At 64.4% G+C, this 16102-nt stretch carries 15 protein-coding genes; 8 read left to right on the top strand and 7 right to left on the bottom strand.

Annotation, left to right across the window (positions count from 1 at the left end; genetic code table 11):
- Window positions 1-49 precede the first annotated feature (49 nt).
- The 8 genes from D0C15_RS11345 to D0C15_RS11310 all read left to right on the top strand — a co-directional run bounded on the left by D0C15_RS11345 (window position 50) and on the right by D0C15_RS11310 (window position 8699).
- Window positions 50-796, top strand: coding sequence for an SIS domain-containing protein (locus tag D0C15_RS11345; RefSeq protein WP_211323168.1), 747 nt, complete (start codon window positions 50-52; stop codon window positions 794-796).
- 29 nt (window positions 797-825) lie between these two features.
- Window positions 826-1767, top strand: a complete 942-nt coding sequence (locus D0C15_RS11340) for a sugar phosphate isomerase/epimerase family protein (RefSeq protein ID WP_116043850.1) — start codon at window positions 826-828, stop codon at window positions 1765-1767.
- A gap of 5 nt (window positions 1768-1772) precedes the next feature.
- Entirely contained in the window at window positions 1773-3335 is a 1563-nt protein-coding gene (locus D0C15_RS11335; RefSeq protein WP_162830028.1) for a xylulokinase, read from the top strand.
- Entirely contained in the window at window positions 3332-4540 is a 1209-nt protein-coding gene (locus D0C15_RS11330) for a M20 family metallopeptidase (protein ID WP_116043846.1), read from the top strand. Before D0C15_RS11335 ends, D0C15_RS11330 begins: the two co-directional genes overlap by 4 nt.
- Window positions 4537-5325 carry an IclR family transcriptional regulator gene (locus tag D0C15_RS11325; protein WP_116043844.1) on the top strand — a complete coding sequence of 263 codons (789 nt, stop codon included), beginning with the start codon at window positions 4537-4539 and terminating at the stop codon, window positions 5323-5325. The genes D0C15_RS11330 and D0C15_RS11325 overlap by 4 nt, the downstream gene beginning before the upstream one ends.
- A 187-nt stretch (window positions 5326-5512) precedes the next feature.
- Window positions 5513-6646, top strand: a complete 1134-nt coding sequence (locus D0C15_RS11320; RefSeq protein ID WP_162830027.1) for a pyridoxal-phosphate dependent enzyme — start codon at window positions 5513-5515, stop codon at window positions 6644-6646.
- The gene (locus tag D0C15_RS11315; RefSeq protein ID WP_116043840.1) at window positions 6643-7710 is read left to right on the top strand and encodes a Gfo/Idh/MocA family protein; all 1068 of its coding nucleotides are present in this window, start codon (window positions 6643-6645) and stop codon (window positions 7708-7710) included. Before D0C15_RS11320 ends, D0C15_RS11315 begins: the two co-directional genes overlap by 4 nt.
- On the top strand, window positions 7707-8699 hold the full coding sequence (locus D0C15_RS11310; RefSeq protein WP_116043838.1) for a sugar kinase: 993 nt from the start codon (window positions 7707-7709) through the stop codon (window positions 8697-8699). Before D0C15_RS11315 ends, D0C15_RS11310 begins: the two co-directional genes overlap by 4 nt.
- A gap of 73 nt (window positions 8700-8772) precedes the next feature.
- Here the strand turns inward: D0C15_RS11310 and D0C15_RS11305 are convergent, their stop codons facing one another.
- The 7 genes from D0C15_RS11305 to D0C15_RS11275 all read right to left on the bottom strand — a co-directional run bounded on the left by D0C15_RS11305 (window position 8773) and on the right by D0C15_RS11275 (window position 16100).
- Window positions 8773-9576 (bottom strand): carbohydrate ABC transporter permease, encoded by an 804-nt coding sequence (locus D0C15_RS11305; protein WP_211323167.1) that lies wholly within the window; start codon window positions 9574-9576, stop codon window positions 8773-8775.
- An 80-nt stretch (window positions 9577-9656) separates the two neighbouring features.
- The gene (locus D0C15_RS11300) at window positions 9657-10529 is read right to left on the bottom strand and encodes a carbohydrate ABC transporter permease (RefSeq protein ID WP_116043834.1); all 873 of its coding nucleotides are present in this window, start codon (window positions 10527-10529) and stop codon (window positions 9657-9659) included.
- A complete protein-coding gene (locus D0C15_RS11295; RefSeq protein WP_162830026.1) occupies window positions 10526-11449 on the bottom strand; it encodes a phosphotriesterase family protein in 924 nt (307 codons plus the stop codon). The genes D0C15_RS11300 and D0C15_RS11295 overlap by 4 nt, the downstream gene beginning before the upstream one ends.
- Window positions 11436-12215 (bottom strand): SDR family NAD(P)-dependent oxidoreductase, encoded by a 780-nt coding sequence (locus tag D0C15_RS11290; protein WP_116043828.1) that lies wholly within the window; start codon window positions 12213-12215, stop codon window positions 11436-11438. Before D0C15_RS11290 ends, D0C15_RS11295 begins: the two co-directional genes overlap by 14 nt.
- A complete protein-coding gene (locus D0C15_RS11285) occupies window positions 12194-13321 on the bottom strand; it encodes a pyridoxal-phosphate dependent enzyme (protein WP_245975710.1) in 1128 nt (375 codons plus the stop codon). Before D0C15_RS11285 ends, D0C15_RS11290 begins: the two co-directional genes overlap by 22 nt.
- Window positions 13321-14898, bottom strand: coding sequence for an N-acyl-D-amino-acid deacylase family protein (locus D0C15_RS11280; protein WP_116043823.1), 1578 nt, complete (start codon window positions 14896-14898; stop codon window positions 13321-13323). Before D0C15_RS11280 ends, D0C15_RS11285 begins: the two co-directional genes overlap by 1 nt.
- Window positions 14895-16100, bottom strand: a complete 1206-nt coding sequence (locus tag D0C15_RS11275) for an ABC transporter substrate-binding protein (RefSeq protein ID WP_162830024.1) — start codon at window positions 16098-16100, stop codon at window positions 14895-14897. The genes D0C15_RS11280 and D0C15_RS11275 overlap by 4 nt, the downstream gene beginning before the upstream one ends.
- Window positions 16101-16102 lie beyond the last annotated feature (2 nt).

Genomic DNA, 16102 nt, shown 5'->3' with positions numbered 1-16102 from the left:
TCTCATGGGTAGTTCGGACTCACCGACGAACGCGGATAAAAGAGAACATGTGCAGCCGGGGCAGCCGACCGTCGGGCGCACCTATCAGGAACGCCTAGGCGCGATCCTCGCTGAGGCGACAGGGCAGGAAACCTCCACTGTCGCGCGGGCCGCCGATACCGTCGCAGCCACATTCAACCGAAACGGGGTGCTCTACATCTTCGGCAGCGGGCACTCGCACATGTTCGCCGAGGAGGCCTTTTACCGAGCAGGCGGCGCGGTCCGAGTCTGTCCCGTGCTGAAGCCGCCATACATGCTGCATGAAGGTGCGGTACGCAGCACTCAGCGCGAGCGGGAGGCTGGACACTCCCGGACCGTGTTGGACGGCTATGACTTGGACGGTAATCGCGACTGCATGCTCGTCGTCTCCAATTCCGGGGCGAATGCGCTGCCGATCGAGATTGCCGGAACGGCGCGCGAAGGCGGCCTGCCCGTGATCGCGATAACCTCCCGGGCATACGCCGACTCCATTCAACGCCCCGGGCCGAGACTGCATGAAGTCGCCGACGTCGTCATCGACAACCATTGTCCCCCCGGCGATGCCCTGGTACGACTCGATCAGGATCTGCCATTAGCGGGACCGGCCTCAACCGTCGTAGGTCTGACCCTCCTGAACACGGTGATCGTCGAGGCATGTGCTCGCCAACTACGTGATCACCGGCGGCCGCAAGTCTTCCTCAGCGCGAACATGCCCGGCGCTTCGGAACACAACCAGCGGATGATCTCGCAGCTCTCGGCGCGCATTCCACATTTGTGAACCCCATAACGTACGGAAGGGAAACCTCCATGAAGCTCAACCTGGAAGTCTGGCCGAATATGCCGTGGGGGCGCCTTGAGGCGGCCGGTCCGGCCTGGAACTCCTGGGGCGACAAGCCGGTCACCTGGTGTGCGGAGCAGACCGCTCGATACGGTTACGACGGCATTGACTTCATCTACGCGAAGCTGCTCGACGTTCCTGCCGACGAGTACGACCAGCAGCTGATCGACCTGCGAGCCACCACCGACCGGCTCGGTATCGACATCGGCTACCTCGGCTGCCACAGTACGTTCGTCAGTCCACGAGAGTTCGACCGCGAGCGCGGCATCGCCACCTTCAAGCGGGCGCTGGACGCGGCCGCGGTTTTGGGCTGCGAGTCCGTGGTGACGCTGATCGGGGATGGCTACTACGACCCACCACTGAACGTCCTGCTGAGCCGGCGGGAAGCGTGGCGGCAGTGCCGCGAGGCCATCACCGAGGTCGCCGCGCACGCCGCCAAGCTCGGGCTGAACGTCAGCATCGAGCTGTTGCAGGGCACCATCCTCAACCGCGTCGAGCTCATCGAGAGGATGTTCGACGAGGTGGGGGCCGACAACCTTCGGTTGACCATGGACACGGGAGCCTTCTACATCGCGGTCAAGCCATTCATGAACGTCAAGGATGCGATCAAACGGCTCGGCCGTTACATCGACGTGGTGCAGATCAAGGACGAGGTGGGTCTGCCGACGATCGTCAACACCAACCACATCTGGTTCGGCGGCGGCCTCGTCGACTTTCGCGAGACGTTCGAGGCCTTGTCCGAGATCGACTTCCAGGGCTACGTCAGCGTTGAGTGGGAGGGGTGGCAGGTCGGCGGCAACATTGGTGTGGGGGAGCCCGCGGGCATCGGTCTGGCCGACTTCGACCGGGTGGCCGAGGAGTCCCTGGAATTCCTCGGCGAGTTCGGCTTCAAGCCCCAGCGCACCAAGTGACGGCGGTGCCTGGGGAGCCGACCAGTCACCGGGCCGGCCTTCGCACGACTGCCGACCTCGTCCTCGGTATCGACGTCGGCACGACGGGCGTCAAGGCACTACTGGTCGACGTCCATACCGGTGTCACGGTCGGCCGCGGCTACTGTGCCTACCCCTCTCAACTGGTATCGAAAGGGGGGCACGAGCAGAACCCGCTGGACTGGTGGAACGCCGCCGTCTCGGCTGTGAAACAGGCGTGGGGTGAGAACGCGGAACCTGCCTTTGTCCGGGCCGTGGGCCTCAGCGGACACATGCATGCGGCGGTCCTCGTCGACGAGCGTGACCGCTGGGTCCGTCCGGCGATGACGTGGGCCGACCGACGCAGCGCCGCGCAGGTGCGGCGACTGCGCGAGCATGAGTCGCTCTTTCTGCAGCGTTGCGCGAACCCGGTCGTCGAGGCCTTCACGGCGCCCAAGCTGGCCTGGCTCGCCGAACACGAACCGGACTCGCTCGGCCGCGCGATTCGCATCGTGCAGCCGAAGGACGCGCTGCGCCACCGGCTCACCGGCACCTGGGGAACCGATGTCACCGATGCCCGAGGAACCCTGCTGTACGACGTGCGCCGCAACCAGTGGGACGCCGACCTGTGGCGACTGTGCGGCGTGGATAGTGAGCTCGCTCCATCGGTCGACGGTTCCGCGGACATCGTCGCAACGGTGACCGAGGAGGCCGGTGCACAGACCGGCCTCCTTCCCGGGACTCCTGTGGTCGCCGGAGCGTCGGACGTCGCCTGTTCCGGACTCGGAGCGGGGTTGGTGCGCCCCGGCACGGTCTACGTCAACGCGGGAACCGCGGCACAGATCCTCGCGCCGCTCGACGAACCGATCGCCGGTAGCCACTTCGTCTTCGGCCGTGCGGCATCGGAGAAGTACCTCGCCATGGACTCCGTGTACGCGGCCGGGATGAGCGTGCAGTGGGCGGAAACGTTGTTCGACGAGCGCGGACACCGCGACGCCGCGGGTGGATCACGGATGGATCACCTCGCCTCCCAGGACAGGCCGGGGGCCGGCGGTGCGGTGTGTGTGCCGTCCCTGTTGGGTACGAGCGCCCCTGACCATGACCCGCTGGTTCGGGGTGCCTTCGTCGGATTGACCGGTGAGCACGGGGCCGCATCTCTCGCGCGTGCGGTCCTGGAAGGCGTCGCCTATGCGTGTGCCGCGGCGGTCGACCACGTCGGGAGGGTCGTAGGGGGTGCCGAGCAGGTGCGGGTCGGTGGTGGTCTGGCTCGCTCCTCGGTATGGGTAGCGGCGATCGCCGCGGTGCAGGACGTTCCGGTGGAGCGGGTCGCCGACGACTCGTCACCGCTGGGCGCCGCGATCCTGGCCGGTCTCGGTGCCGGCGCGTGGAGTGATGCTGCTGAGGCCAGTGACGTATGCGTCGCGACCACATCCGTGCGTCCGCCGGGCACCGGTGCCGTTCGTGACTACCGCTCCGCCCGACAACGGTACGACGCGGCGGCGCGGGCTCTGGCTGTGTTGAGCCACGACCCGTCGTTCACCACGACGCAGGATGCCGAGGAGGACCTGTGACCGGTATTGATCTGCGGACAAGAATCGACCACGACGCGGTGGTCGATCTCGCCGCCCGGCTGATCGAGGTCGAGGGACATCAGGATCTTCCGAATGCGGAGCGGTCGGTAGCGGAGTACGTAGCGTCCTATCTCGCTGAGCGACTGGGTCAGCGGGCCGAGGTTTCGCTCCAGCCGGTGGAGGAGGACAGACGCAACGTTGTTGCCGTCGTCCGAGGAGACAGGCCCGGTCCTTCGTTGATGTTCAACGCGCACCTCGACACCGTCCCCGGCTACGGGATGGCGGACGCCTACCGCCCGGAGGTCAAGAACGGTCGGTTGTACGGCCGCGGCGCCGTGGACATGAAGGGTGCTCTCGCGGCCATGCTCGTCTGCACCGAGGTGCTGGGCGCGGAGGGTGTTTCCTTCGCCGGGGAGTTGGTGTTCACCGGGGTGGCGGGGGAGGAGAGTGGCAGTGTCGGCATGCTCGCACTGGCCCGGTCGGGAGTCACCGCCGACTTTGCCGTCGTTGGAGAGCCGACGCTGCTGCAGGTGGCTCGTGCCCACAAAGGAGCGATGTGGATCGAGGCCGCCTTTCGTGGACTGGCCACGCACGGCAGCGTTCCGGACGAAGGTATCAACGCCGCTTATCACGCCGCCCGTTTTGTTCAGCTTGTCGAGCGTGAACTGGTGCCCACCCTTGCCCGGCGAAGTCACCCGCTGCTGGGGACAGCGACGGTCAACGTCGGCGTCGTGGCCGGTGGGGATCGTCCCCCGATGGTCCCCGCATCGTGCAGCGTGCAGCTGGACCGACGGTGGCTGCCCCAGGAGGGACACTCCGACGCACTGCGCGAGGTTGAGGAGTTGGTGGATCGCCTGCGCGCGGAGGACCCGCAGGTGGACGGCGTGGTTCGAGAGATGGAGGGTACGTGCGCATTCGTCCATGCGCCGCTGGAGTGTCCCGCGACGAATCCTGGATTGCGGGAGTTGTGCACAGTGGTGGCTGAGTGCATTGACCATGGCGATGACCCGATCGGTGTTCAGTTCTGGACTGACGGGGCGCTCCTCGCCGCCGAGACCGGAACCCCCACAGTGGTGTGCGGGCCCGGCGATATCGCGCAGGCCCACTCGCTCGACGAGTGGATCGCGATCGACCAGCTACATCGCGCAGCCGATGTTTACCTCCTTTTCGCGACACGATTTCTCCAGGCCGAGGTGAATAAATGAGCGACCGTGGGCAGGGCGGGCTGCGTGCCGTCGAGAGGGCCATCACTGTGCTGAATATTCTCGCCGAGCACCCTTCCGGTATCTCGCTCGCTGATCTGGCGCGAGTGTCCGAGATCCCCATGACGACATTGCACCGGTTGTTGCAGGTACTGCGGTCGGCATCGCTGGTGGGGGAGACCACGACCGGGCTACACACGGTCGGCGTGGGGACCGTTGTGCTGTCGCGCGCTTTCCTCGACGGCGTCGATCTACGTGACGTCGCGAAGCCAGAAATGGCGAAAATTGTCGCGGATACCTCGGAGACGTGCCATCTCGGGATTCTCGCCTCGGTACACATCGTGTATCTGGAAAAGATAGACAGTCCGCACCCGGTGCGAATGTACAGCCGCATCGGTGCAACGAACCCGGCCCTGACAACCGCCATCGGCCGGGCTATCCTCGCCTACTCACCCGACTCGGTGGTGACCGAGGTGATCGAGGGTTCCACACGCTTGTTCGACTTGGCGTCGGATCAGGGGACCATACTCCAGGTGCTCGAGGTCGTACGGCGGAATGGCTACAGCACTGACCTGCAGGACAACGAGGTGGGAATCTGCTGCGTCGGTGCGCCGGTGTTCGACCACACCGGCCGAGTCGTCGCCGGCATCAGCTTGTCGACTCCGGGTTCGCGGTTCGACCCATCTCGAGTCGAGGAAACCGGCGCGATGGTAGCGGCCACCGCCGATCGCGTGTCGCACGCGCTCGGCTGGCCAGGGCGACGTTCGAGTACCAGTGAGGAGAGGTGATGGTCGATCTTAAGTCTGTGTTGGCCCGGCAGCGGACGAAGGTGCTGCGGAACGAGATGGAAACCCGAGTACGGACAGGCGTGCACGCGGTGGAGGTGGGGGCATGACTGGGGCGGAAAAGTTTTCCCCCGCGCTCGGCACGCGTGACTACGTCATCCGGTGCGCCGAATGCGGTGCGTTGGCGGGTATGCCCGCCTACCGGTGCAACCTGTGCGGTGGCCCCCTCCTCGCCGGCCTTGCGACGATAGCCGCCCGTGACCTCGTTGCCGATCCGAAAGCACCTGGCATTTGGCGCCATGGTGCGGTCCTGCCGCGTACCGGCAACGTCGTCAGCCTCGGCGAGGGCAGCACGCCCCTGGTGCCGTTGAGGGGCGCGGCCGGCTCGAGCGGACTGCGGGTGCACGGCAAGCTCGAATCGCTCAACCCCACACTGTCCTTCAAGGACAGAGCGATGGCTTTGGCCGCCTCGGCCGCCCGCGATCTGGGTCTCGAGGGTCTGATGCTGGCCTCCACGGGCAATGCCGCGGTGTCGGCCGCGGCCTATGCAGCAGCGGCCGGCTTGGGGTGCCGCATCGTCTGCGGCACCGGATCCGACGCGCAGGTGAAGCTCCGCGCAGCGAACGCTCACGGTGCGGAGGTTCGCCTGGTGGAAGGCGACTACAGTACGGCCTACGCGGACGCGGTACGGGGCGAGGCCGAGGGATGGTTCAATGTCACTACCACCTACCGCAACCCTTTGCTGGCCGAGGCGTACCGCGGCGTAGCTATCGAGGTCCACGAGCAACTGGGCCGGTTGCCTGACGCTGTTGTCGTACCCGTCGGCGCCGGACCGCTCCTTTACGGGCTACTGCAAGGATTCACCGACATCCTCGATGCGGGCCAGGGGGATCGTCTTCCTCGATTGATCGGTGTGCAGGCGCAGGCGTGTGCCCCACTCGCCCATGCGTGGTCGCGGGCGGACTGGCGCGACGCGCTCGCCGAGCCGATTACGGTAACGCCGACCAGCGCGACCGCCATCGCTGACTCCCTGCGTGGTTACGAACGCGAGGGCCTGTTGACTCTCGCCGCTGTGCGGAAAAGCGGTGGGGCGGTCGTCGCGATCGCCGAGGAGCACATTCTCGAAGCGACGCTTGACCTCGGCCGGCAGGGAATTCTCGTCGAACCCGCGGCCGGTGCCGCTGTCGCGGCACTGAACGCATCCGAGACCATTGAGCTTATGCCGGAAGATGCTCTGGTCGTTGTGATGCTTACCGGTCACGGGGCGAAGACTTTATCCGTTACGTCCACGTCGGCAGCGCCGCCGGCGAGAGGAGTCCGATGATGGATCCGCAGGGGATGAGAGTCGTCGTGGTGGGTGTGGGCCGGTTCGGCGCTCTCCACGCTCGGGTATGGGCGGAGGCCGGTGCGCGTGTCGTCGGACTGTGCGATGTCGACGAGACGCGTTTGCGGGAGGCTGCGGAACAGTTCTCGGTGGAGAGCGTCGGCACCGAGCTGAGTCCCCTGCTCGACCGATTACGTCCTGACGCGGTCCTGGTCGTCTCCGACGAGGACTCCCACGCGGAGATCTGCGTCGTAGCGCTCGAAGCCGGTTGTCACGTCTTCGTGGAAAAGCCATTGGCCCTGTCCTCGGCTGATGCCTGGAGAGTGCATACCGAAGCCGCCAACGCCGGTCGTCATGTTGTCGCGGGGCAGATCTCCCGCTTCGCCGCACCGTACGCGCGAATGCAGAACAGTCTCCGAAGTGGACGTATCGGACAGTTGTGCGCGCTTCGCCTGCGGCGTGACTTCAGCCGGGAATGGTTCCTCTCGTTCGGCGATCGAGTGCATCCGGTGTGGGAGTCTTGCATTCACGACATCGACCTCGCGGTCTCCTTTGTTCAACGTCCGGTTGTGCGCGTCTTCGCGATGCAAAGCGAGGCTGCGCTCGAGGCAGCACCGAGCGTTGTTACCGCGCTGCTTGAGTTCGACAACGGTGTGACGGCGACGGTTGAGTCGGCCTGGCTTGTTCCCGGATCCGCGCCCCAGACATTGGCCGGCGCGCTGGAGCTGTCGGGCGCCATCGTCGGCGAGGCAGAAGTGTTGGGCCTCGAGGGCATGCTGCGTCAGCGACTGGTCAGCGACGGCCTCGTCGAGTGGACGAACAGCGGAACCTTCGTGCCGGACCTGTCGTTATGGCCCGAGGAGGACACGAGCATTGGTGGTGCCCTTCGGCGCGAGGTGGATTACGCGATCGCCGTGTTCGCGGGGAGGCGGCAGCCCGATCGAGTGCCGCTGAAGGAGGTGTGCTGGGGTGTCGAGGCGGCCGAAGCGGTCGTGACGTCACTGCGCCGCAGGGCCCCGGTGGAATTGAGCAGCGGTGGGGGAGTTGACGAGATCCGGTCATGATGACGGCTGCGCAACGATCGGCGGGGGAATCACCCGAGATTGTCACGGTTGGTGAGGCCCTGATGCAGCTGACACCTCCAGCGGGGAAGCGGCTTACCAGTGCCCAGATGGTCCATCTGCACACGGCCGGTGCTGAGGTCAACGTCGCGATCGCGCTAGCTCAGCTCGGTCACCGCGTGGCTTTCATCAGTCGTCTCGGTGACGATCCCTTCGGCGAGCGGATCCTTCAGGAGTTGATTCAGGCGGGGGTGGACGTCTCGATGATTAGCCGCGAGATGTCGCGTCCGACGGGCGTCTATTTCAAGGACCACGGCGGTACCCGGACCGGGATGTACTACTACCGCGAGGGTTCGGCCGCCACGATGATCGGACCCCAGGACGTCGCACCCGCCCTGGCCGGACCTAAACTCATTCATGCAACCGGCATCACTGCGGCCCTGGGGCACGACTGCGCTGCGCTGCTCGACCAACTCGTACACGCCGCCCCTGGCAGTGGGAGTAGCGTGTCGTTCGACGTTAATTACCGATCAGCGTTGTGGTCTCGTGAGCAAGCCGGGCCGGTGCTGCTCCGCCTGGCCCGCTGTTCCCAGATCGTGTTCGTCGGATGCGATGAGGCGGCCGTTCTCTGGGGCACCAAGAACGCGGACGATATCCGCGAGCTCATGCCGCAAGTTTCGCGGCTGGTGGTCAAGGATTCCGCGGCTCCAGCCCACTCATTTACATCAGGAGCGACGGTGATCGTTCCCGCATTGCCGGTCCGTGTCGTCGAGGCGGTGGGTGCTGGTGACGCGTTCGCCGCCGGTTATCTTTCTGCTGTGCTGCGCGGAATGGATGAGCGCATAGCGTTGAGATGGGCTCATCTCCTCGCCGCGACGACAGTGCTGACCGTGGCCGACCACGCCGCTCCGCCTACCCATGAAATGCTCGTGGCAGCCGCGCACCTCGACGACGAGGCGTGGGCGCGAGGGGACCTGCTTGACAGAAGTTAACCAGTGAGGTTATGCGTCGAGATGCTGTCGCCGATAGTCCAGGTTTCGGCGGTCGACCTGGCACAACGTCGGTTCAGTCGACGAGACCACCCGACAGACCACGCGCAAGCCACCGCCTGACAAGGATGCCGAACACTACCGGCGGTAGTACGCCGAGTGTGCTGGCCGCGAACATGGACCCCCAGTTGACCTGGAAAGCTCCGAAGTAGCCGGGGATGGTGGTCGGGAAGGTACTGGCGTCCTGCTGTGTTAGGACGAATGCGTAGAAGAACTCGTTCCAGGTCAAGATGAACACGAGAGTTGCGGTCGCGATGACGCCAGGCACAGCCATTCGCAGAGAGACTCGCCAGAACACCCCCCACTCCGACAACCCGTCTATGAGACCCGCTTCCTCCATCTCAGCCGGAATTTCGAGAAAGAAGCCGTGCATCATCCAGATGCCGAAGGCAAGATTGTAGACGAGGTAGACGGTGATGATGCCGACGTAAGTATCGACCAGGCCGACGTGTGTCGCGAGTAGATAAAGCGGAAGAGCGAAGACTACCGCAGGTCCCATGCGCGTGCCGAGGATGATGAACAGAAACCGTTCCTTGTGTCTGTTTCGCATCCGGGCCAGAGCATGACCCGCTATGGATGACAGCGCGACCACGATGACAGTCGTCGTCACCGAAATGATCAAACTGTTCATCAGGTGATGCGGAAAACTGCTGTTGAGGACCTGGACAAATGACTCCATGAATGGAGCGCGTATCCAGTCGATAGGCATGTCACGCCATTCCGAGGGTGGACTGAACGCGATCCGCACCATCAACAGGACGGGAACCACGGCCACGAGGGTGACCAGAATAATCAGAACGTAAGAACCGGTCGTGCCCATGGTACGTTGTCTGGCTACGGCTCCATTCCGGGAACTCTGCCGAGTGTTGGCCGAACGCGACGGTGCAGAGAACTTGGTATTCATTCAGCGACTCCTCGACTCGCCCGGAAAGTCCGAACGATGAAAGTGCTTATGAGACTGATGAGGACCAGCATGACGAATCCAATGGCGGCGGCGTACCCCATCTCGTAGTACTGAAACGCGAAACGCCAGAGGTAGATTGGCAGGGTTTCCGAGGAGGAACCCGGTCCGCCGTTCGTCATGATGAAGATCTTGTCGAATTCCCGAAAGCTGTCCATGAACCGGATCAGCGCCACCAAGGCGAGTAGTGGCCGAATTTGCGGCAGGGTGAAGTGCCAGAGTTCCTGCCAGGCGTTCACGCCGTCCAACTGAGCCGCCTCTGTGACGTCCTTCGGCAGAGTCTCCATGGCAGCGGCGGCGACTATGGCAACGAAGGGCGTCCATTGCCAGGCGTCCACGAAGGCAGTAGTCGCCAGGGACGTGGCTGGCCGTGCAAGGAGGGCAAGCCCGTCGATACCAACAAGGCCGAAAAGCCAGTCGACGAAGCCGTTGGAGTCGAGCATGAAGCGGAAGACCGCACCGACAACGAGTGGGGCGAGGACCATGGGCACAATCAGAATCGCCCGAAACGCGGAAGTTCCCCACAAACGCTTACGGATGAGAAGTGCGATCGCGACCCCTGCGGGAATGCTCACCGCCATCGACACGCCCGAAAACACGGCCGAATGCCACGCCGCAGACCAGAAGCGATCGTCACCGGCCAGTCGGGCAAAGTTATCGATCCCGATGTAACGGTTTCCGGCGACATCGGTCAAAGAGTACCGCTGAAACATGAGGTTGATTATGTATCCGGTGGGAAATACCAGGACCACCAGGAACAGAATTATCGACGGTAGCAGTGCCGCCATGGTGTACTTTTTGCTCGTCTTCATCGCGTACCTCGCTCGCCGAGAAGCCAGCGCCGCGGATTTTCATAGGTCAAGAGTTGCCAGGTCTCTTCCCTGATGCCGCTTCTCTCGAGCGCGGGTAGAAAGACTTGGTAAAGGTATGTTGGTTCCGAAAATGTGTGTGCGGCAATTTTCTTCGGCCCGGTGAAGCGCTGTACGCTGTCGTGACTCAGCAGTACTCGGTCGAGAAGTCCGTAGCTGTGGAGGTGTTCGATCAGTCGTATCCAGTGATCGATGTCATGGACGCCGTGCCCGAGCCTGTCCAACCCGACATAGGCTCCTCGCCGCGCGATTTCCACTGCATAGTCAAACGGTTCGCTGCCGGAGCAGACGTGCGATACTAGCACCGCCGTGAGATCGACACCCTGCGCTTCATAGTGATCCAGTTGTTCGAGGCCGAGACCGTCCGTGGTGTGACTAACGATCGGTGCGCTCGTGGCGCGGTGCGCGATAGCCGCCGCTATCAGAAGCTTCTTCTCATTGGGTCTGATCTCGCCATGACTCGTCGCGGCCTTGATCACGCCGCATCCACCGGCACCGGTCAGTTCCCCGATGAATTTGGTCGCCAGCTCATCGGCTTTGGCGGACTGGACCTCGGCCGGCTGGTGATGCCACTGTTCACAGAACGAGCCCGTGCTCGCGACGATACTCACGCCCGAGGCAGCGCTGAGCTCGGCCAGCAGTGCGAGGTCACGGCCGTATCCGGGCGGAGTGCAGTCTACGATCGTGCCTACGCCCATCTTGCGCAGCGCGGTGAGAACATCCAAGCACCGCCTGCGCAATGACTCGTCGACCGGGTTCACGCGTCCGTCCATCATGCCGTAGTCAATGATCAGGTGTTCGTGTGGCAGTATCTGCCCTAGGTGTTTCGCGTCGAGGCGTTCCCGCACGCTATGCGTCGGCATGCTGACCTCCTCCGGCGAAGGTCGAGCCGAAATCAAAGGTCGCCGTGAGTCCTCCATCGACCACGAAATTGGCCCCGGTGACAGCGGCGGCGCTCGGCTGAGTCAAGTGCACGATCGTGGGTGCGATGTCTTCGGGTGTCAGCAGACGGCCGATGGGATGACGTTGCACGAGCTTTCGCTGTGCCTCTTCACCCTCAGGCAGGTTGGCGAAGTGCCGTTCGAGGAGGGGGGTCATTGTCGAACCTGGACAGACAGAATTGACACGAACGCCGTGCGGGGCAAACTCGACGGCCAGAGCACGGGTGAGGGCGACGACGGCCCCTTTCGAAGCCACATAGGCCGCTGCGCGGTCCTGGCCGACGAGCGCGGATATCGACGCCACGTTGACCACACACCCTCGGCTGTCCACCAGGAGGTTCCATGCTTCGCGAGTTCCGATGAGCACGGACAAGACGTTGGTGTCGAGCACGCGGTGGAAGTCTTGATCGCTGCTCTCGACCAGGGCTGCGATGTGCGCCGTCCCAGCGTTGTGTACGAGCGCGTCAAGGCGTCCGTAACGTGTCCGTATGTGCGTGATCAGGTGACGCCAGTCGTCCGTAGAGCCGACGTCGGCGTGCACGGCGTCGAAACCCTCCGCTTTCGCGTCCGCCAGCGCGGACGTATCGCGATCAACGACCACCACATGGCCTTGTGCAACGAGGGTTCGCGCCACCGCCAGGCCGATTCCGCTCCCTCCTCCGGTCACTACCGAAACGTGCGTACCCATGTATGCACCTCCTTGACGAGTGAATGACCGGTCCCGGCCCGCTGGGCGAACTGTTCGACGGAGCTGCCTGAGTTGATGGCTGGACCGCCCGCGAGAGTCTCCTTGAGGCCGGCGCCGGTGAGGATGCACACGATGTCGGAACCTGGCCTGCCTCGCCGCCGCAAGGCAGCTGGCGCGGCGCACGAGGCGAGTTCGACGTCCAGGCCGTCATGGCGGGCGATGGCCTCCCGCATGTCGCGCATCTCGTCATCGGAAACCGCTTCGACGAACCCCGCGGACGCACGAATACGACGCAGCGAATAGGTCGCCTGTCTGGCATAGCCGGTCAACCGGTCGGCGATGGCGAGGGCCGACGTGGTGGCGGGCCCGGACCAGGGGATCACCTCATCGGCCCCATGGGAGTAGGCCTCGGCGATCGGTGAGCATCCAGCTGCTTGCGCGGCGATGAGCGAGGGGAGGGCGCGCCCGGTTTCCTGGATGCCGTTGCCGGCACCGACAAGCACCGGACCAACGCTGATGGACGCCGCGATGCCGGCAATTCGACTGTTGGGTCTTTGCTGGGCGATCTCGTGACCGATGCCGCGGCAAGCCCATTCGCATCCCGCGGCGCTGAACGTGGACGCGAGGTTGGCAAGTCCGAACTCGTCGGACAAACGTTCAGCCAGTCCATGCACCGCCGCAGGCCCGTCGCCCGCTCGGACCACCGCCGCGCCGCGTAACTCCACCATCCTCACAGCGTTCGGTGACACCACCTCCGGCACCAATACGAGGAGCGGGAGCCGAGCGCGAGCGCACGCAGTGGCGGCTGCGACGGCGGCGTTGCCGGAGGAGGCGACCACGGCCCCTTTCGCGCCGACGTCGGTGGCTTGGGCGACGAGCACATCCATGACGCGGTCTTTGAACGACCCGCTCACGTTGCTGCCCTCGACCTTGAACAGGATGCCCTCGAGACCAGGGGTTGTGGATTTCTGGAGGGGGGTCGGCGGTATCCTCCCGGAATTCGCAGTCGTCCACGGAGAGTCGTACAGCGCGACGCCGCCGCATTGCGGGCAGATGCCGCGGCTCCCGCGTTGACGGAATTCGCATTCCTGACAGGTCACCGTCATCACGGAATGGCACCCCTCAAGGCCAGGCCGGGAAGGCGTGGGGCCAGCCATCGCCCGTCGTCGATGACCGGCTCTCCGTCCAGGAACGAGTGCCGGACCGCGTCGGGAACGTAGGGACCGACGTCGGGGCCGTCGGACAGGGCCTGTGGATCCACGATCAAAAGGTCAGCACGGGCCCCGACACTCAGCCGTCCGACGGGCAATCCGAAGAGACGGGCTGTGCGGCCACTCATGCGCGCGACCATCTGCCCTACCGGCGCGTCCAGCAGACCATCCCTTGCCCAGCGCAGGAAACGCAGGAAGCTGCCACCCGCACGAGGGTGGGGTACACCTGAACCGGGGATACCGTCCGACCCGACTACGTGCTCGTTGCCGTTGGCAATGGCGAGAACGTTGTCCGTATGCCCCTGGGCGACAAGAATGCACGCCTGTCCTTCGAGGCGGCAGATCGTATCGACCACGACACGTCCGCTGGTGGTACCGGCGTCGTCCGCGACAGCCGCCACCGCACGACCGTTCCATTTCGCCAGCGACGTTCCATCAAGCCCGGCCAGGAACACGTTGTCCCAGCCCACGGCGACAGTCGGTCCGGGCCCACACCGATCGATGCGCTCGGCGGTCGCGTCCCGCTCGACGGGATCGCGCAGATCCCGAGCGAGTGTACGACCGTCACGGCCTTGTAGATCAGCAGGTAGCACCGTCGTGAGGAACGTACAGGCCACGGTGTACGGGTAGCTGTCCCAAGTGAGATTCAGGCCCGAGGCCGCGGCGGCACGCATGGTGGCGAGATACCGGGAAGCGGACCCGGCCCGGCCGGGCCCCGAGACGTGGAAGTGCGACAGGTGCACAGGGCGGCCGTTGCGGCGCCCGACCTCCAGGGCTTCGTCGACCGCGGCATCGAAACCATGGCCATAGTCGCGAAGGTGGGTGACATAGCGACCCTTGCCCGTCGGCATCGCGGCGGTGATGTCGACGAGTTCGTCGATGTCGGACCACAATGCGGGCGGGTAGCTCAGACCGGTGGAAACGCCGACCGCTCCCTCGATCATGGCGTCGGTCACCATCCGCGCCATCGCGACGCGCTCACGCGGTGTGGCCGCACGGGAGGCGTGCCCCATCACCGCGGCGCGCACGGCGCCGTGCGGTACGAGGGTGGCGACGCGCGCAAAGGAGCCGGCGTCCACACTCTGCAAATAGTCGCTGACGCGAGCCCACTCCGCGGGAGGGGACTCTCCGGTGATCGGGGCCAGCACTTCGGCCATGAGGTCACGGGCAGGACCGACGGCAGGCGCGAAGCCGAGACCGTCTTGACCCACGATTTCCGTGGTGATGCCGGCCCTGGCACGCACCTGCATCTCGTGCCCGGAGAGGGAGGCGAGGTCACAGTGCGAGTGCGCGTCGATAAAGCCCGGCGTCACCCACCCGTCGCGAGCGTCGATCGTGGCGGCACCATCAGCCGGCACGGAGGAGCCGATGGCCGTGATAACCCCTTCGTCGACTCGGACGTCGGCGAAGGACCCCCGTGGGGCGGCACCGTCGAAGACAGTGCCGCCCCGGATCACGAAACTTGGCTTCACTTCAGGTGCCCCGCGTCCTTCATGATCCTTGTCAACTCGGTCTGGACGACGGCAAGTGCCTCATCGACGGTCTGGGATCCGGCGATGGCGGAGGAGATCTCCTTGGCAAAGGTGTCCCCGATCTTGGCGAACTGGGGATAGAACGGCCAGTGTTCAGTTGTAGCGTTCTCCCAGCTCTTCGGCAGGGACTTGGTGAACTCCGTGACGCCCTGCTCTTCGGCGTACGCCGCATACTCGGGGCTGTCGAGCACATGCAGGCTCGGAACGTCCGTACGGCCGAGTTCGGTGAGTTCCTTCATCGTTGTTTCCCGGGACAAGCGCCATTGCAAGAAAAGCCAGGCCGCGTTCTTGTTCTCGCTGCCCTCCGTAACGGCTAGGCCCTCGTTGTACAGCCACTGCAGAGGCTTACCGGCCGGACCGGTGGGGAGGGTGTAACCGATCTTGCCGACAACCTTCGATTGTTCCGGGTCCTCGAAGATGGTGCCGAAGCCGGATGTATCGAACATCATCGCAGCCTGCCCGGACGCGAACTTCTCGCCGGCCTGCGTGAATGTCAGGCTGGCGGCATCGCTGGGTGCGTACTCCCTCATCAGGGTGACGAAATCATTCATCGCGGTCCGCATCTCAGGGCTGTTTGCCTGCGGCCGATTTTCTTCGTCGAACAGATTGGCACCATAGCCGTACGCCCATCCGAGTTCCGTACCCAAGGAAGCGAAGCTGGGCGCTCCGCGAGCGGTGAAGGGAACCAGATCGGAGCGCCGCTCCTTGATGGTGCGAGCTGCGGCGAGGATGTCGTCTGTTGTTTGCGGCGGTTGCAATCCGAGCTCTTGAAATACGTCCTTGCGATAGAAGAACATGCCGCCGATGATCGTGTGCGGCAGCGCGTACAGCTGTTCGTCGACGGTCATCGACTTCATGGCGCCCTGGGGCAGGTCCTCAAGGTGCAGCCATTCGTCCTTGGCCTTTGAAATGTACTCGTCCAGCGGCTGAAGCCATCCTGCGGAAACATACTCGGGAAGGTTCCAGAACGAGGCCGACGTGATGTCGTAGGTACCGGTGTTCGACGTCGCATCGAGCACGAGCTTCTGGCGTGCGGTCGGCTCGTCGTAAACCTCGAGCTCGACGTCGATCCCGGTGGCCTTCTCGAAGTCTTCCTGATACTTCTGGATCGCCTGGATCTCGTAACCCTCTTTGAGCAGCACGC

The organism is Amycolatopsis palatopharyngis (genome assembly GCF_003385185.1).
GTDB classification, from domain to species: domain Bacteria; phylum Actinomycetota; class Actinomycetes; order Mycobacteriales; family Pseudonocardiaceae; genus Amycolatopsis; species Amycolatopsis palatopharyngis.
This window is presented reverse-complemented; position numbering and strand designations above follow the sequence as displayed.

Excerpts from the sequence above, each read along its gene's own strand:
- D0C15_RS11320 (WP_162830027.1), top strand. The coding sequence starts at position 5,513 with ATGCCCGCCTACCGGTGCAACCTGTGCGGTGGCCCCCTCCTCGCCGGC.
- D0C15_RS11315 (WP_116043840.1), top strand. The coding sequence starts at position 6,643 with ATGATGGATCCGCAGGGGATGAGAGTCGTCGTGGTGGGTGTGGGCCGG.
- D0C15_RS11295 (WP_162830026.1), bottom strand. The coding sequence starts at position 11,449 with ATGCCGACGCATAGCGTGCGGGAACGCCTCGACGCGAAACACCTAGGG.
- D0C15_RS11310 (WP_116043838.1), top strand. The coding sequence starts at position 7,707 with ATGATGACGGCTGCGCAACGATCGGCGGGGGAATCACCCGAGATTGTC.
- D0C15_RS11290 (WP_116043828.1), bottom strand. The coding sequence starts at position 12,215 with ATGGGTACGCACGTTTCGGTAGTGACCGGAGGAGGGAGCGGAATCGGC.
- D0C15_RS11285 (WP_245975710.1), bottom strand. The coding sequence starts at position 13,321 with ATGACGGTGACCTGTCAGGAATGCGAATTCCGTCAACGCGGGAGCCGC.
- D0C15_RS11300 (WP_116043834.1), bottom strand. The coding sequence starts at position 10,529 with ATGAAGACGAGCAAAAAGTACACCATGGCGGCACTGCTACCGTCGATA.
- D0C15_RS11305 (WP_211323167.1), bottom strand. The coding sequence starts at position 9,576 with ATGGGCACGACCGGTTCTTACGTTCTGATTATTCTGGTCACCCTCGTG.
- D0C15_RS11325 (WP_116043844.1), top strand. The coding sequence starts at position 4,537 with ATGAGCGACCGTGGGCAGGGCGGGCTGCGTGCCGTCGAGAGGGCCATC.
- D0C15_RS11340 (WP_116043850.1), top strand. The coding sequence starts at position 826 with ATGAAGCTCAACCTGGAAGTCTGGCCGAATATGCCGTGGGGGCGCCTT.